The organism is Pseudomonas sp. TE12508 (assembly GCF_056279485.1).
This window is the reverse complement of the sequence record NZ_JBWCCN010000013.1, coordinates 100,623-115,991: the sequence shown is the minus strand read 5'-3', so window position 1 is coordinate 115,991 and position 15,369 is coordinate 100,623. Positions and strand designations below refer to the sequence as shown.

Annotated in this window: 13 protein-coding genes; 6 read left to right on the top strand and 7 right to left on the bottom strand. The window is 56.9% G+C overall.

From position 1 onward, the window contains the following. Nucleotides 1-28 precede the first annotated feature (28 nt). The 4 genes from yidC to rpmH are packed head-to-tail and all read right to left on the bottom strand — an operon-like array spanning nucleotide 29 to nucleotide 2,510. A complete protein-coding gene (yidC, locus tag ACZ9IM_RS18820; RefSeq protein WP_123495588.1) occupies nucleotides 29-1,717 on the bottom strand; it encodes a membrane protein insertase YidC in 1,689 nt (562 codons plus the stop codon). A gap of 2 nt (nucleotides 1,718-1,719) precedes the next feature. Continuing rightward, nucleotides 1,720-1,965 (bottom strand): membrane protein insertion efficiency factor YidD, encoded by a 246-nt coding sequence (yidD, locus tag ACZ9IM_RS18815; RefSeq protein WP_052966011.1) that lies wholly within the window; start codon nucleotides 1,963-1,965, stop codon nucleotides 1,720-1,722. Further along, complete coding sequence (gene rnpA / locus ACZ9IM_RS18810) at nucleotides 1,958-2,359, bottom strand: ribonuclease P protein component (protein WP_038983561.1); 402 nt, start codon at nucleotides 2,357-2,359, stop codon at nucleotides 1,958-1,960. The genes yidD and rnpA overlap by 8 nt, the downstream gene beginning before the upstream one ends. A gap of 16 nt (nucleotides 2,360-2,375) precedes the next feature. Next, nucleotides 2,376-2,510: a 50S ribosomal protein L34 gene (rpmH, locus tag ACZ9IM_RS18805; protein ID WP_003213577.1), complete on the bottom strand. Its 135-nt coding sequence runs from the start codon at nucleotides 2,508-2,510 to the stop codon at nucleotides 2,376-2,378. A 567-nt stretch (nucleotides 2,511-3,077) separates the two neighbouring features. Between rpmH and dnaA the strand changes: the two genes are divergently transcribed. From dnaA to gyrB, 4 genes are read left to right on the top strand one after another with little or no spacing between them, the layout of a single operon-like run. Beyond that, complete coding sequence (gene dnaA, locus ACZ9IM_RS18800; protein WP_008007897.1) at nucleotides 3,078-4,598, top strand: chromosomal replication initiator protein DnaA; 1,521 nt, start codon at nucleotides 3,078-3,080, stop codon at nucleotides 4,596-4,598. Between the two features lie 39 nt (nucleotides 4,599-4,637). Continuing rightward, complete coding sequence (gene dnaN / locus ACZ9IM_RS18795) at nucleotides 4,638-5,741, top strand: DNA polymerase III subunit beta (protein ID WP_007903001.1); 1,104 nt, start codon at nucleotides 4,638-4,640, stop codon at nucleotides 5,739-5,741. A gap of 20 nt (nucleotides 5,742-5,761) precedes the next feature. Further along, complete coding sequence (gene recF, locus ACZ9IM_RS18790) at nucleotides 5,762-6,865, top strand: DNA replication/repair protein RecF (RefSeq protein WP_008007898.1); 1,104 nt, start codon at nucleotides 5,762-5,764, stop codon at nucleotides 6,863-6,865. 5 nt (nucleotides 6,866-6,870) lie between these two features. After that, nucleotides 6,871-9,288, top strand: a complete 2,418-nt coding sequence (gene gyrB, locus ACZ9IM_RS18785; RefSeq protein WP_007902994.1) for a DNA topoisomerase (ATP-hydrolyzing) subunit B — start codon at nucleotides 6,871-6,873, stop codon at nucleotides 9,286-9,288. A gap of 72 nt (nucleotides 9,289-9,360) precedes the next feature. On the opposite strand, the gene ACZ9IM_RS18780 is transcribed toward gyrB, so the two are convergent. Next, the gene (locus tag ACZ9IM_RS18780) at nucleotides 9,361-10,080 is read right to left on the bottom strand and encodes a response regulator transcription factor (protein WP_427626046.1); all 720 of its coding nucleotides are present in this window, start codon (nucleotides 10,078-10,080) and stop codon (nucleotides 9,361-9,363) included. 456 nt (nucleotides 10,081-10,536) lie between these two features. Here ACZ9IM_RS18780 and ACZ9IM_RS18775 point away from each other — a divergent pair, with 456 nt between their 5' ends. Both ACZ9IM_RS18775 and ACZ9IM_RS18770 read left to right on the top strand, forming a co-directional pair. Next, the gene (locus ACZ9IM_RS18775) at nucleotides 10,537-11,454 is read left to right on the top strand and encodes a FecR family protein (RefSeq protein WP_427626047.1); all 918 of its coding nucleotides are present in this window, start codon (nucleotides 10,537-10,539) and stop codon (nucleotides 11,452-11,454) included. Nucleotides 11,455-11,472: 18 nt separating this feature from the next. Then, nucleotides 11,473-13,785, top strand: a complete 2,313-nt coding sequence (locus ACZ9IM_RS18770) for a CHASE2 domain-containing protein (RefSeq protein ID WP_476224676.1) — start codon at nucleotides 11,473-11,475, stop codon at nucleotides 13,783-13,785. Between the two features lie 182 nt (nucleotides 13,786-13,967). Here the strand turns inward: ACZ9IM_RS18770 and ACZ9IM_RS18765 are convergent, their stop codons facing one another. Both ACZ9IM_RS18765 and gmhB read right to left on the bottom strand, forming a co-directional pair. Further along, entirely contained in the window at nucleotides 13,968-14,747 is a 780-nt protein-coding gene (locus ACZ9IM_RS18765) for a lysophospholipid acyltransferase family protein (RefSeq protein ID WP_427626049.1), read from the bottom strand. Nucleotides 14,748-14,828: 81 nt separating this feature from the next. Further along, nucleotides 14,829-15,368, bottom strand: coding sequence for a D-glycero-beta-D-manno-heptose 1,7-bisphosphate 7-phosphatase (gene gmhB / locus ACZ9IM_RS18760; RefSeq protein ID WP_162830932.1), 540 nt, complete (start codon nucleotides 15,366-15,368; stop codon nucleotides 14,829-14,831). Between the last annotated feature and the right edge of the window lies 1 nt (nucleotide 15,369).

The window sequence follows — 15,369 nt, the reverse complement described above, 5'->3', positions numbered from 1 at the left end:
CGTTTTGAGTGGTTATCCACAGAGTAAGTTACGCCTCGGCTTTTTTGGTAGCCGCTTCGATCTTACGCGTGATGTACCACTGTTGGGCAATCGACAATACGTTGTTCACTACCCAGTACAGTACCAGACCCGCCGGGAACCACAGGAAGAAGAAGGTGAAGATGATTGGCATCATTTTCATGACCTTCGCCTGCATCGGATCCGGAGGAGTCGGGTTCAACTGCTGCTGGATGAACATGGTTGCACCCATGATGATCGGCAGAATGAAGAACGGATCCTTGATCGACAGGTCAGTAATCCACAGCATGAACGGTGCCTGGCGCATTTCCACGCTTTCCAGCAGAACCCAGTACAGCGAAAGGAAAACCGGCATCTGCACCAGGATTGGCAAGCAGCCACCCAGCGGATTGATCTTCTCTTTCTTGTACAGCTCCATCATGGCTTGCGACATTTTCTGCCGGTCGTCGCCATGTTGCTCTTTCAGCGCAGCCAGTTTCGGTGCCACTGCACGCATGCGCGCCATGGATTTGTAGCTGGCAGCCGACAGTGGGAAGAAAATCCCCTTGATCAGCATGGTCAGGAAGATGATCGACCAGCCCCAGTTACCGACCAGCGCGTGGATATGTTGCAGCAACCAGAAGATTGGCTGGGCAATGAACCACAGAATGCCGTAGTCGACGGTCAGTTCCAGACCTGGGGACAACTCTTTCAGGACAGCCTGGCTTTTCGGGCCTGCGTACAGAACGGCGCTGGTTTCGGCTTTTGCACCTGGCGCGACGGTCATTGCCGGAGCGGTGTAGCCGATGATGTAGTTGCCTTTGCTGTCTTTACGGGTCTGGACGATGTTGTTTTCGCCCTTGACCGGAATCCACGCAGTCACGAAGTAGTGCTGCAACCAGGCAACCCAACCACCAGTGACGGTTTCTTTCAGCTGAGCCTTGTCCATGTCGCTCATCGACACTTTCTTGTACGGCTCGTTACTTGTCCACAGGGCGGCGCCCAGGTAAGTCGCGGTGCCGGTGGCGGTGCTGGAAGATGGATCGGAGCTGGCATCACGCTTCAATTGCGCGAACATTGCACCGGACCAGGGCTGAGCGCTCTGGTTGTCGATCAGGTAGGAAACGGTTACGTCATACAGGCCACGTTTCAGCGTGAAACGCTTGATGTAGTTGACACCGTCCTTGCTGAACTTCAGGTCTGCGACCAATTGGTCTTGACCGTCAGCCAGTTGATAAATCTTCTTCTCGGAGGAGTAAACCGGACGACCGGCAGGACTTGCGTCCGGACCGTTGGTGCCGATCAGGCCACTCTGAGCCAGATAAGTCCGCTCGTTGCCGTTATCAAACAGCTGGAATGGAATTTCCGGATGATCCTGGCGACGTGGATACAGCGGCAACGTCAACTGGGCAACATCGCCACCTTGTGGGTCGATTGCCAGGTTGAGCACATCCGTTTTGATCTGGATGAGGTCTTTGCTTGCAGCTACTGGTGTTTCAGCAGGTGCAGTTGCACTGGTATCGCTTGTGGCGCGTGGAATGTCGTCACTGACAGAAGCATTATTGCCAGTCGCCGTATCCGGTAGGCCCGGTGCGGTAGTACTGGAAGCAACATTCTGAGTCGGCAGGGCAGCCTGGCCATAGTCCTGGTTCCATTTAAGGACCATAACGTAGGACACGATTGCCAGGGCGACGATCAGGATCGTGCGTTTGATATCCATGATTACTCGGCCATCGAAGAAGAACGGGAGGTAGGGATAGATGGAACCGGGTCATAACCACCGGGATTCCACGGATGACAGCGACCTAAACGACGAAAGGTCAGCCAGCCACCGCGCAGAAGGCCATGATTTTCTATGGCTTCATACGCGTAGCAGGAACAACTGGGGTAGAAACGACAGTGACTGGCCATCAGGGGACTGATGGCATAGCGATAAAACTGGATCGGAACGAGTGCCAGTTTACGCATCGGGACTGTCTACCCCTACAGTTTCGGTTTTGACTGCTGGTACCGGCTTGCTGCGTGCCAGACGTTTCCAGAGCTTGTCGAAATGCTGAATCAATTCGGGGCTTTCTACGTCACCCAAACCTTTGCGCGCGACGATAACAATGTCCCAACCGACCAGTAAATCCTGGTTCAGGCGAAACGATTCGCGCATCAGACGTTTGAGGCGATTGCGCTCGACGGAGAGCTTTACGCTCTTTTTCCCGATAACCAGCCCGAGACGGGGGTGATCAAGATCGTTATTGCGCGCAAGGAGCAGGAGATTTTTCCCCGGAACCTTGCCGGTAGGGGAGTCAAAGACTGCCTTGAAATGCCGGGGAGTAAGCAGACGCTTTTCCCGACTGAAGTCCTGACTCACCTCCAGTGCCGGATTATCAAACTGCCAGACGCGCACGACCTTTGGCGCGACGACGCGACAGGACGGCACGACCGTTCTTGGTAGCCATGCGAGCACGGAAACCGTGGGTACGAGCGCGTTTGATAGTGCTTGGTTGGAAAGTACGTTTCATTGTCGTGTTACCTGGTTCGTCCACAACGGGCCGGAATGGCCCCCGTTTTAAGAGACCGGGGATTCTAGAGAAAGCAAGCCTCTAGGTCAATTTCCAACCAGCGTTTCCTTATAAATAGATCTCCAGACGATTTGCTCGACGAAGGTCGTTCGCTAGATATAGAAATAAAGAAGGGAATTATTTAAAGCTTTTCTGTAAAGCTTATAAAAGCTAGAGGCACGTTCGTCTGTGGATAACTGCCTTTAGCCCTTCTAAACCGCGATGTACAGAGAATGACAACTACGGTGGAAAACGGTGGTCAGCCTGTGCTGCGCTGTCGGATAAGCTGTGTGTGGAAAGGCTAGTTATCCACAAGCAGCTTATCCACCGAGTTTCGCCCCCACTTGTCCAGTGCCCTCATGGGCGGTTATCCACAGAGCTTATGCACATACCGTTGGTCTTCTTTTCGAGGGTTAACGCATTGATAAATCATGCCCTGTGCGCAACCTGCATGTGGATAAGTGGACGACTGGTCGCTACAATGACTGCTTGTTTTTGCCTCACCGGCTTTCAACTTAGGGGATATCCGTGTCAGTGGAACTTTGGCAGCAGTGCGTAGAGCTTTTGCGCGATGAGCTGCCTGCCCAACAATTCAACACTTGGATCCGTCCACTACAGGTCGAAGCCGAAGGCGACGAGCTGCGTGTCTACGCGCCGAATCGTTTTGTTCTCGATTGGGTCAATGAAAAGTACCTGGGTCGCGTCCTTGAACTGCTCGATGAGCATGGCAATGGCCTGGCGCCGGCGCTCTCCTTATTAATAGGCAGCAAACGCAGTTCGGCACCGCGTGCGGCACCTAATGCTCCATTGGCCGCCGCGGCGTCTCAGGCTCAGGCCGCTCAAGCGCCTGTCAGCGCTCCAGCGCCAGCCCCGGCAGCTGCATCGACCAAACGTGCGACACAAAAGGTTGCTGAAGTCAGTGAAGAGCCGTCCCGCGACAGCTTCGATCCAATGGCCGGTGCCAGTTCGCAACAAGCCCCGGTTCGCTCCGAACAGCGTACGGTGCAGGTCGAAGGCGCACTCAAGCACACCAGCTACCTGAACCGCACCTTCACCTTCGAGAACTTCGTCGAAGGCAAGTCCAACCAACTGGCCCGGGCTGCGGCCTGGCAGGTGGCGGACAACCCCAAGCACGGCTATAACCCGCTCTTCCTTTATGGCGGTGTCGGCTTGGGTAAAACCCACTTGATGCACGCTGTGGGTAACCACCTGTTAAAGAAGAATCCGAATGCCAAGGTTGTGTACCTGCATTCCGAGCGTTTCGTTGCGGACATGGTCAAGGCCTTGCAGCTGAATGCGATCAACGAGTTCAAGCGCTTCTACCGCTCGGTGGATGCGTTGCTGATCGATGACATTCAGTTCTTCGCCCGCAAGGAACGCTCCCAGGAAGAGTTTTTCCACACCTTCAACGCCCTGCTTGAAGGTGGCCAGCAGGTCATTCTTACCAGTGACCGCTATCCGAAAGAAATCGAAGGCCTTGAAGAGCGCCTGAAGTCACGTTTCGGCTGGGGCCTGACGGTTGCCGTCGAGCCGCCGGAGCTGGAAACCCGCGTGGCGATCCTGATGAAAAAGGCCGACCAGGCCAAAGTCGATCTGCCACACGACGCGGCGTTCTTCATTGCCCAGCGTATTCGCTCCAACGTCCGCGAACTGGAAGGCGCGCTCAAACGCGTGATCGCCCACTCGCACTTCATGGGCCGCGATATCACCATCGAGCTGATTCGCGAATCCCTGAAAGACTTGTTGGCGCTGCAAGACAAACTGGTGTCTGTGGATAACATTCAGCGCACCGTCGCCGAGTATTACAAGATCAAGATCTCCGACCTGCTGTCCAAGCGTCGTTCACGCTCGGTAGCACGTCCGCGTCAGGTCGCCATGGCGTTGTCCAAGGAATTGACCAACCACAGCCTGCCGGAAATCGGCGATGTGTTTGGCGGCCGCGATCACACGACTGTTTTGCACGCCTGCCGCAAGATCAACGAGCTTAAGGAATCCGACGCGGACATCCGCGAGGACTATAAGAACCTGCTGCGTACACTGACTACTTGATGAACACCAGCGCAGCTTATTAAGGCAAGGGACTAGACCATGCATTTCACCATTCAACGCGAAGCCCTGTTGAAACCCCTGCAACTGGTCGCAGGCGTCGTCGAGCGCCGACAGACCTTGCCGGTGCTCTCCAACGTGCTGCTGGTTGTCGAAGGCCAGCAATTGTCGCTGACCGGTACCGACCTGGAAGTCGAGCTGGTCGGTCGTGTGCAACTCGAAGAGCCTGCGGACCCGGGCTCCATCACTGTGCCTGCGCGCAAGCTGATGGACATCTGCAAGAGCTTGCCGAACGATGCGCTGATCGACATCAAGGTCGATGAGCAGAAGCTCGTGGTGAAGGCCGGCCGTAGCCGCTTCACCCTTTCGACCCTGCCGGCCAATGACTTCCCGACGGTGGAAGAAGGCCCGGGCTCGCTGACCTGCAGCCTTGAGCAAAGCAAACTGCGTCGTTTGATCGAACGCACCAGCTTCGCCATGGCGCAGCAGGACGTACGTTATTACCTCAACGGCATGCTGCTGGAAGTCTCGGCCGGGATCATCCGCGCCGTGGCCACCGACGGTCACCGTCTGGCCATGTGTTCGATGCAGGCCGATATCGGTCAGCCGGATCGTCATCAGGTGATCGTACCGCGCAAAGGTATTCTGGAACTGGCGCGTCTGCTGACCGAACCGGACGGCAACGTCAGCATTGTGCTGGGCCAGCACCACATCCGCGCCACCACCGGCGAGTTCACCTTCACCTCGAAACTGGTCGACGGTAAATTCCCTGACTACGAGCGTGTTCTGCCTAAAGGCGGCGACAAGCTGGTACTCGGCGATCGCCAAGCCTTGCGTGAAGCGTTCAGCCGTACCGCGATTCTGTCCAACGAGAAGTACCGTGGCATCCGTCTGCAACTGGCCAATGGTCAGCTGAAGATCCAGGCGAACAACCCGGAGCAGGAAGAAGCGGAAGAAGAAGTGGGCGTTGAGTACAACGGCGGCTCTCTGGAAATCGGCTTCAACGTGAGCTATCTGCTCGACGTACTGGGCGTGATGACCACCGAGCAGGTTCGCTTGATCCTGTCCGATTCCAACAGCAGTGCGCTGGTACAAGAGTCCGACAACGACGACTCGGCTTACGTTGTCATGCCGATGCGTCTGTAAACATGCTCAGCAGAACCTAGATGTCCTTAAGTCGCGTCTCGGTCACCGCGGTGCGCAATCTGCACCCGGTGACCTTCTCCCCTTCCCCCCGAATCAACATTCTTTACGGCGCCAACGGCAGCGGCAAAACCAGTGTTCTGGAAGCCATTCATCTGCTCGGGCTTGCCCGTTCGTTTCGTAGCAGCCGTCTATTACCCGTCATTCAATACGAGCAATTGGCGTGTACTGTGTTTGGCCAGGTCGAACTGGCCGAGGGTGGACACAGCGCGTTGGGGATATCTCGTGACCGGCAGGGTGAGTTCCAGATCCGCATCGATGGGCAGAACGCGCGAAGTGCTGCGCAACTGGCAGAGATCCTGCCGTTGCAGTTGATCAACCCGGACAGCTTCCGCCTGCTGGAAGGTGCGCCGAAGATTCGCCGACAGTTTCTCGACTGGGGTGTGTTCCACGTGGAACCCCGATTCATGTCCACGTGGCAGCGCTTGCAGAAGGCCTTGCGCCAGAGAAACTCTTGGCTGCGACATGGTACACTTGACGCCGTTTCGCAAGCGGTTTGGGACAGGGAACTGTGCCAGGCCAGCGCTGAAATAGATGAATACCGCCGCGCTTACATCAAAGCCTTGAAACCAGTCTTTGAACAGACCTTGAGCGAACTGGTTGAGCTTGAGGGCTTAACGCTCAGCTATTACCGAGGTTGGGACAAAGACCGTGAGTTGAGTGCAGTGCTCGCCGGGTCCCTTCAGCGGGATCAGCAAATGGGTCATACCCAAGCCGGACCACAACGCGCTGATTTGCGTCTTAGATTGGGCGCACATAACGCCGCGGACATCTTGTCTCGTGGCCAGCAGAAGTTGGTGGTCTGTGCATTGCGGATCGCCCAAGGGCACTTGGTTAGCCAGGCCCGTCGCGGCCAGTGTATTTATCTGGTGGATGACCTGCCGTCCGAACTGGACGAGCATCACCGTCGCGCGCTTTGCCGCTTGCTGGAAGACTTACGCTGCCAGGTCTTTATCACCTGTGTAGATCACGAATTATTGAGGGAAGGCTGGCAGACGGAAACGCCAGTCGCTCTGTTCCACGTGGAACAGGGCCGTATCACCCAGACCCACGACCATCGGGAGTGAAGGCATTGAGCGAAGAAAATACGTACGACTCAACGAGCATTAAAGTGCTGAAAGGCCTGGATGCCGTACGCAAACGTCCCGGTATGTACATTGGTGACACTGACGATGGCAGTGGTCTGCACCACATGGTGTTCGAGGTGGTCGATAACTCGATCGACGAAGCTTTGGCCGGCCATTGCGACGACATCAGCATCATCATCCACCCGGACGAATCCATCACCGTTCGCGACAACGGTCGTGGCATCCCGGTAGACGTGCACAAAGAAGAAGGCGTCTCGGCGGCCGAGGTCATCATGACCGTGCTGCACGCCGGCGGTAAGTTCGACGACAACTCCTACAAAGTATCCGGCGGTCTGCACGGTGTAGGTGTGTCGGTGGTGAACGCACTGTCCAAAGAACTGATCCTGACCGTTCGCCGCAGCGGAAAAATCTGGGAACAGACTTATGTCCACGGTGTTCCGCAAGAGCCGATGAAAATCGTTGGCGAAAGCGAAACCACTGGCACCCAGATCCACTTCAAGCCTTCGGCTGAAACCTTCAAGAACATCCACTTCAGCTGGGACATCCTGGCCAAGCGGATTCGCGAACTGTCCTTCCTCAACTCCGGTGTCGGCATCGTCCTCAAGGATGAGCGCAGCGGCAAGGAAGAGTTGTTCAAGTACGAAGGTGGTCTGCGTGCGTTCGTTGAATACCTGAACACCAACAAGACTGCGGTCAACCAGGTGTTCCACTTCAACATCCAGCGTGAAGACGGCATCGGCGTTGAAATCGCCCTGCAGTGGAACGACAGCTTCAACGAGAACCTGTTGTGCTTCACCAACAACATTCCACAGCGCGATGGCGGTACTCACCTGGTGGGTTTCCGTTCCGCACTGACGCGTAACCTGAACACCTACATCGAAGCTGAAGGTCTGGCGAAGAAGCACAAAGTTGCCACCACCGGTGACGATGCCCGCGAAGGCCTGACAGCGATCATTTCGGTAAAAGTGCCGGATCCGAAGTTCAGCTCCCAGACCAAAGACAAGCTGGTGTCTTCCGAAGTGAAGACCGCGGTTGAACAGGAAATGGGCAAGTACTTCTCTGACTTCCTGCTGGAGAACCCGAACGAAGCCAAGCTGGTCGTCGGCAAGATGATCGACGCGGCGCGTGCGCGTGAAGCAGCGCGTAAGGCCCGTGAGATGACCCGCCGCAAAGGCGCGTTGGACATCGCCGGCTTGCCGGGCAAACTGGCTGACTGCCAGGAAAAAGACCCTGCCCTTTCCGAACTGTACCTCGTGGAAGGTGACTCTGCTGGCGGCTCCGCCAAGCAGGGACGCAACCGTCGCACCCAGGCCATCCTGCCGCTCAAGGGCAAGATCCTGAACGTCGAGAAGGCACGCTTCGACAAGATGATCTCTTCGCAAGAAGTGGGCACCTTGATCACCGCGCTGGGCTGCGGCATTGGCCGCGACGAGTACAACATCGACAAGCTGCGTTATCACAACATCATCATCATGACCGATGCTGACGTCGACGGTTCGCACATCCGTACCCTGCTGCTGACCTTCTTCTTCCGTCAGTTGCCGGAGTTGATTGAGCGCGGTTACATCTACATCGCCCAGCCGCCGCTGTACAAGGTCAAGAAAGGCAAGCAAGAGCAATACATCAAAGACGACGACGCCATGGAAGAGTACATGACGCAGTCGGCCCTGGAAGACGCGAGCCTGCACCTGAACGAAGAAGCTCCGGGTATCTCCGGCGAAGCGCTTGAGCGTCTGGTGAATGACTTCCGTCTGGTGATGAAGACCCTCAAGCGTCTGTCGCGCCTGTACCCGCAGGAACTGACCGAGCACTTCATCTACCTGCCAGCGGTGAGCATGGAGCAACTGTCCGATCACGCAGCGATGCAGGATTGGATGGCTCAGTTCGAAGTTCGCCTGCGCACCGTCGAGAAATCCGGCCTGGTTTACAAAGCCAGCCTGCGTGAAGACCGTGAACGTAACGTCTGGCTGCCAGAGGTCGAGCTGATCTCCCACGGCCTGTCGAACTACATCACCTTCAACCGCGATTTCTTCGGCAGTAACGATTACAAGACTGTTGTGTCGTTGGGCGCTCAATTGAGCACCTTGCTGGACGACGGCGCGTACATCCAGCGAGGCGAGCGCAAGAAGCCGGTCACCGAATTCAAGGAAGCCCTTGAATGGCTGATGGCTGAAAGCACCAAGCGTCATACCATCCAGCGCTACAAAGGTCTGGGCGAAATGAACCCGGATCAGCTGTGGGAAACCACTATGGACCCGAGCCAGCGCCGGATGCTCAAAGTGACCATCGAAGACGCCATTGGCGCAGACCAGATCTTCAACACCCTGATGGGTGATGCGGTCGAACCTCGCCGTGACTTCATCGAAAGTAACGCCTTGGCGGTTTCCAACCTGGACTTCTGATCCGGCAGGACCGCTAAAATAAAAAAGGCCAACGCTTAGCGTTGGCCTTTTTTATTGATCGTCGAAAGGTCGTCATTCGCTAGCAGTGGCCACGCTCTCGAGCCGATACCCATACCCGTAAATCGTCAGCAGTTGCCAACCGCGATCGGCCGTCAGGCCCAGCTTGTTGCGCAGGCGATAAATATGAGTATCCAGCGGGCGGGAAGATACTATTTCTTCGTGGGTCCAAAAGCGCTCATACAAGTATTCGCGGGACAAAGGTCGGCCCAGATTGGCGAACAGGCAGCGAGCGAGCCGGTATTCCCGTTCGGTCAGGCTGATGGGGGTGGCGGCGCGGGTGACGGTGAGTTCGGCGTCGTCGAATTCAAGGTCATTGAAGGTCAGTATTTCGGTGGCCGCGGCGCGTTGCAGCCCATGCCGACGAAGCACCGCGCTGACCCGAGCCATCAGCTCATTGGGACGAAACGGTTTGCTCACGTAATCGTCGGCCCCGGCGTTCAACGCCTGGACGATATCGCTTTCGGTATCGCGACTGGTGAGCATGATCGCGGCCGGTGGCACATCCATGTGTTCACGGGTCCAACGCAACAAAGCCAGACCGCTGATATCGGGCAGTTGCCAATCGAGGATCAGCAAATCGAAGGTCTCCCGCCGGAGTTGCCGTCGCAAGTCCTCTCCCCGCTCGAAACAATGCAGCGTCCACGCCTGCTCACCCGTGACGGGGATCTGTCGCAGTGTCTGTTCAACCCGGCGCAGTTCAGCGGGCTCGTCATCCAGTATTGCGACACGCATGCCGAGTGTTTCCTTCATCTCGTTAGTGCAAAGTGAAAATTCCTACGGGAGTTTAGGCTGATTGATCGAATCTGAACAATTGTGGCGAATTGCTGCGAAGGTCATTTATGCCGGTAAATTCGTTGTCGCTGAGCGGCACAGGGGCATTGGGATGTGCTCCGGCGCAGGGAGCGCCAAGTCACTTTGCAGGCCCGTCGATTGCCGGTTTTCGGCGGTAGCCTGCTCAGGGGAAACACACGGAGTGCCTGCTCGGTTCCGACACAGGGATGTGTCATCTCCAATATCCTTTGCTCCCATGGCTATCTGCCAGAGCGTCCGCTCAGGTATCGTGCGTCAAATACTTGTGTGCGTTTCCCGGCATGATTTCCATAAGAGCATAAAAGCCAATCCATGAACCCCATGACCTTATTGCTCTCACGCCGTTCTGGCGTCTGTCTCTTACTGATGGTTGGCCTGATGGGATTGTTCGCCCAGAGTGCTGTCGCCTCGGCAAAACGTCTGTCTTATATCGATCAAAACCAACAATGCCGTGGTCAACCGCTGCCGGCGACTGTCGAGCATCTGACCGGCGAAGCCTGGAAGCTGGATGCCAAAGGCAAGCAGACGCCACTGCAGGAAGGTATGTCGATCGACGAGCAGGAAGGCGTCAAAACCTCGCCTTCGGCATTTGTCAGCCTGTCCCTGGGTGATGGCTCGCGGGTGGTGTTGCCCTCCAGTTCCCATATCACCCTGCATCTCAATGAAGAACATTCGATCCCTCAGGTCATTCTAGAGCAGGGCCAGGTTGAGTCGTATGTGATCAAACGTCCCAGCGACCATGATCGCTTTCAGATCGTCACGCCGGTCGGTGTACTGGGCGTACGAGGCACGCACTTTCGGGTGCGCAACGATGACGGTGGCGAGGCGCTGCTGGAGGTTCTGAACGGACACGTGGCGGTCAACCGTGATGAGGAAACGTCGGGCTCCCGCCCTGCCCGGTCGGCTGCCAAACGGACTCAGAGCCCTGAAGACGAGGTCCAGGTCATGGCCCGTCAGGGTTTACGTATTCAGAAACAAGGCACATTGACGCCGATCGACTTGCTACCTGCCCCACGTTTGTTGGGGCAAGCCGGTCAGACGGGTAATGTGCCTGTGTGGCAATTGATCATGAAACCCATCGAAGGGGCCACGCGTTATCGGGCGCAAGTGGCTACCGACGCAGCCTTTCTGGACATCAAGCAAGAGCAGTTTTCCAGTACGCCAGAGGTCAAATTCAGCGGGCTGAAAGCGTTTTTCTACCATGTTCGCCTGTCGGCCTATGACGCTCAGGGGTTAGAGGGAGAGACCGGGGTGTATGACATTTTCTATTACCCCAGGACCACGCGTGTCCAATAGCGCCCTGGCCGACGACCGATGAAGAGACGACCAAGGAAGGATGACCGCGAGCCGACCCAGGCTCAGCGGTTGTTTCAGCGGATGGTGCGCGAGTGGCTGTGGGTCTGTCTGATCCTGTTGCCGCTGACGGCGATGCTGTCCATGAATCAGGGGCTGGCCCTGAGCAATCTGCTGTATGACAACCTGCGCCGGCTGAGTCCGCTGCCGGTAGACCCACGAATACTCATCGTCACGATCGATGACTATAGCTTGCAGCAGCTTGGCCAATGGCCGTGGTCGCGGGCCATGCACGCGCAACTGCTGGATCGGCTCGGCGCCGCGAACGTTAAAGGCGTTCTATTCGACGTTATCTTCAGCGAGCCCGATAGCCATCCCGGCAACGATCAGCTTTTGGCCCAGGCGACCTGTCGAACCGGGAATGTTTTTGTGCCGTTGCTGCGCGAAGGCGTCGCACGTTATGGACAACCCTTGGGGGAAATTGAACCGGTGGCTGCGCTGAGCCATTGCGCCAAAGGCGTCGGGCACATCAATGCCGAAGCGGACGCTGACGGGATCGTGCGCAGCGTGTATTTAAGCGAAGGCCCGGCGCAAAAAGCACGCCCGCAACTGGCTTGGCTGCTGTACGAAGAATCCCTTACCGACAAGGGAAATGTACCGATGCCTGGTACCCCGGCCCTGCCATCGGCGCAAGGCTGGCAGCGAGCCCATGAAATACGGATTCCTTTCATCCATTCCGACGCGGGCTTTCCCAGTGTGCCCTACGTCAGCGTATTGCGCGGCGAAGTCCCGCCCGAGTTGTTGCGCGATCGCTTGATCCTGATCGGCTCGACCGCTCCAGGCCTGGGCGACCGCTACGTGACACCGCAATCGGCCAGCATCGGCACCACACCGGGCATCGAGATCCAGGCGAATATCCTCAATGGGCTGCTGCAACAGCGCAACATCGTGGTGCTTGATGAGCGCTTGGCGGCGTTGCTGTCGGTGATGATTGTCGGTGAGTTGCTGGGCCTGTTGCTGGTGCGTCCGCGTCGCGCCTTATGGCTGACTTTGGGTGCAATGGCGGCAGCTCTGCTGGGCTCGGGTGTACTGTTGCGGCTCGGCTGGTGGTGGTCACCAGCGGCGAGCCTGCTAGGGATGATGCTGGGCTACCTGATCTGGAATTGGCGAAGGCTGAACGCGGTGCTCGCCTATTTCGGCTGGGAACTGGCGCGCCTGGATGGCGAGCCAAAAGTCTTTCCCGAACGTCGTCGGACCCAGGCCCCGGCCGGCGATGTGCTGCAAGGGCAAATCGTCGCGCTGGAGCAGGCCATGAGCCGGACCCGCGACACCCGACGTTTCATCGCCGATGGACTTGAATACCTGCCGGTGGCGACGCTGATCAGCGATCCGCAAGGGCGCATTCTGCTGGCCAACCGCAAGGCTCGAGAAGTGTTTTGTCATGGCCTGGTGGGCGAGGACATGCTCGAGCAACTGAGCGACTTGGGTTACCCGGTGCCGTCCAACGGAATGCCATCTGCGTTGTCGACCCTGGAGCCGCTGGAGTTTCGTGACACCCAGGCACGCAGCTTGCGTCTGGACCTGGCGCCGCTGTTGCCGGCCGAGGGTGATTCCGTGATTGGCTGGCTACTAAGCCTCACTGACTTGAGCGTCGAGCGCGATGCCGAAGAACAGCGAGCCGTGTTGCTGCGTTTTTTGTCCCATGACCTCAGGGCTCCCCATTCGGCGATACTGGCCTTGCTCGATGTTCAGCGGCATCAGGTGTCCGGCGACACTCAAGTGTTCAGTCAGATCGAGTTACAAGTGCGCAAGGCGCTGAACCTGACCGAGGCTTTTGTGCAGTTGGCAAAAGCCGAGTCCGAGGCCTATCAGTTTCAGCCGAGCATGTTCGCGATGTTGTTACTCGATACCTTCGACCAGGCCTCGAGCATCGCTCATCTGAAGAACATTCAATTACTGCATGACCTCGACGAAGACGCTGAAGCGCTGGTCCTGGCCGATCAATCGCTACTGACACGGGCTCTGTTCAACCTGTTGGAAAACGCCATCAAGTACAGTCCGGCGGGCTCGCGGATCTCAGTGCGGGTGAGTTATGCCGAAGGTTGGCTACTGTGCGAGATCGCCGATCAGGGTCGAGGGATTGCTGTCGATGAACTTCCTGAGTTGTTCAGTCAGTATCGGCGTTTTACCTCGGCTCACGACAGTGACGGCCTGGGACTGGGTTTGTCCATGGTCAAGGCGGTGGTGGATCGTCATGGCGGGAGGATTTCCTGTCGTAGCGTGGTGGGGCAAGGCTCGACGTTCAGCATCCAGTTACCGCTATTGAGCGAGTAATCCAGACGTTTTCAGCGAGCATAAAAAAACCGGCTATATCAGCCGGTTTTTTTACGTCCGAAATAAACTTATGCACCTTTTTCGACATTTTATTTGCTTAAGAAATATGTATGTAAATCATAAGCTTAAAAACTAAAAACGACGTTTTTCAACAAAACGGTACACAGGTTATCCACAGAATCTCAGACAGTCACTTGATCGGTGGCGTTGGGTGCCGCCGGGGCTGCTGGCAGCGAACCCATCTCGCGCTGCATCTGTTCGTTCCAGGCCTGCACCCGATCATTCAGGTCGGCAATGGCTCGCGGCCCGTTACCCTCGGCGTACATCGGCGCGCCAATGATCACGGTGATCACGCCTTGCTTCTTTGCCCACCCGGTTTTTGGCCAGAACTTGCCGGCATTGTGCGCAATCGGCAGTACCGGTAATGACGCATTGACGGCCAACGCGGTGCCACCGCGGGAAAACTTGCCGATCGTGCCATAGGGAACGCGAGTCCCTTCCGGGAAGATCAGTACCCAGACCTTGTCCTTGAGCAGCTCATCGCCCTTCTTCGCCACATGCTTGAGCGCAGCTTTCGGATTGCCACGGTCAATGGCGATCGGTCGCAGCATGGCCATGGCCCAGCCGAAGAACGGAACATAGAGCAGTTCGCGCTTGAGCACCTGGCTCAGCGGCTCGAAGTAAGCCGAGAGAAAGAATGTCTCCCAGGTGCTCTGGTGGTTCGACTGAATCACGCAGGGCTGGTCAGGCACGTTCTCGGCACCCTTCACTTCGTAACGGATACCCAGAAAGACTTTGCTCAGCCATAAGGCGCAGCGGCACCAGTACACGTTGATAAAGCGATAGCGCGCCTTGAACGGCAGAAACGGCGCGATAAAAAAGCTCAGGGTGCACCAGAGCAAAGAGCTGGTGCCCAGCAGCAGGTAAAAGAGGAAAGTTCTGATGGCCTGCAGTATCGACATGGCGACATTTACCGTTGCGGGCATTGCCCGCCTATTCAAGCGCACTCCCGATCAGTCCTTGGCCAGGATGTCAGAAGAGCCTTAGTTGTGGATAAGTTCCGCGGCAATCGCCGCCAGATCGTCAAAAATCAAGGTGCCTGCCGGTAGGGTCTTGCCCTGAGTCTTTTCGCCTTTCCCGGTCTTTACCAAAACTGGCTGACAGTCGACGGCTTTGGCGGCTTCCAGGTCACCGAGAGTATCGCCGACGAACCATAGATTCGTCAGCGAAACGTTGTAATGCGCGGCGATGGTTTTCAACATCCCGGGTTTTGGCTTGCGGCAATCGCAGCCATCGTCTGGCCCGTGCGGGCAATAGACGATCAGCCCGACTTCACCGCCCTGCTCCGCCACCAGCTCGCGCAAGCGAGCGTGCATGGCATCCAGGGTGGCGATGTCGTAATAGCCGCGAGCGATGCCCGACTGGTTGGTAGCGACCGCCACCGTCCAGCCGGCCTTGCTCAACTGCGCGATCGCTTCGATCGAACCGGGCAGCGGAATCCACTCTTCCACCGACTTGATGTACGCATCGGAGTCGTAATTGATCACTCCGTCCCGATCGAGAATCAGCAGTTTCAACAGCAGC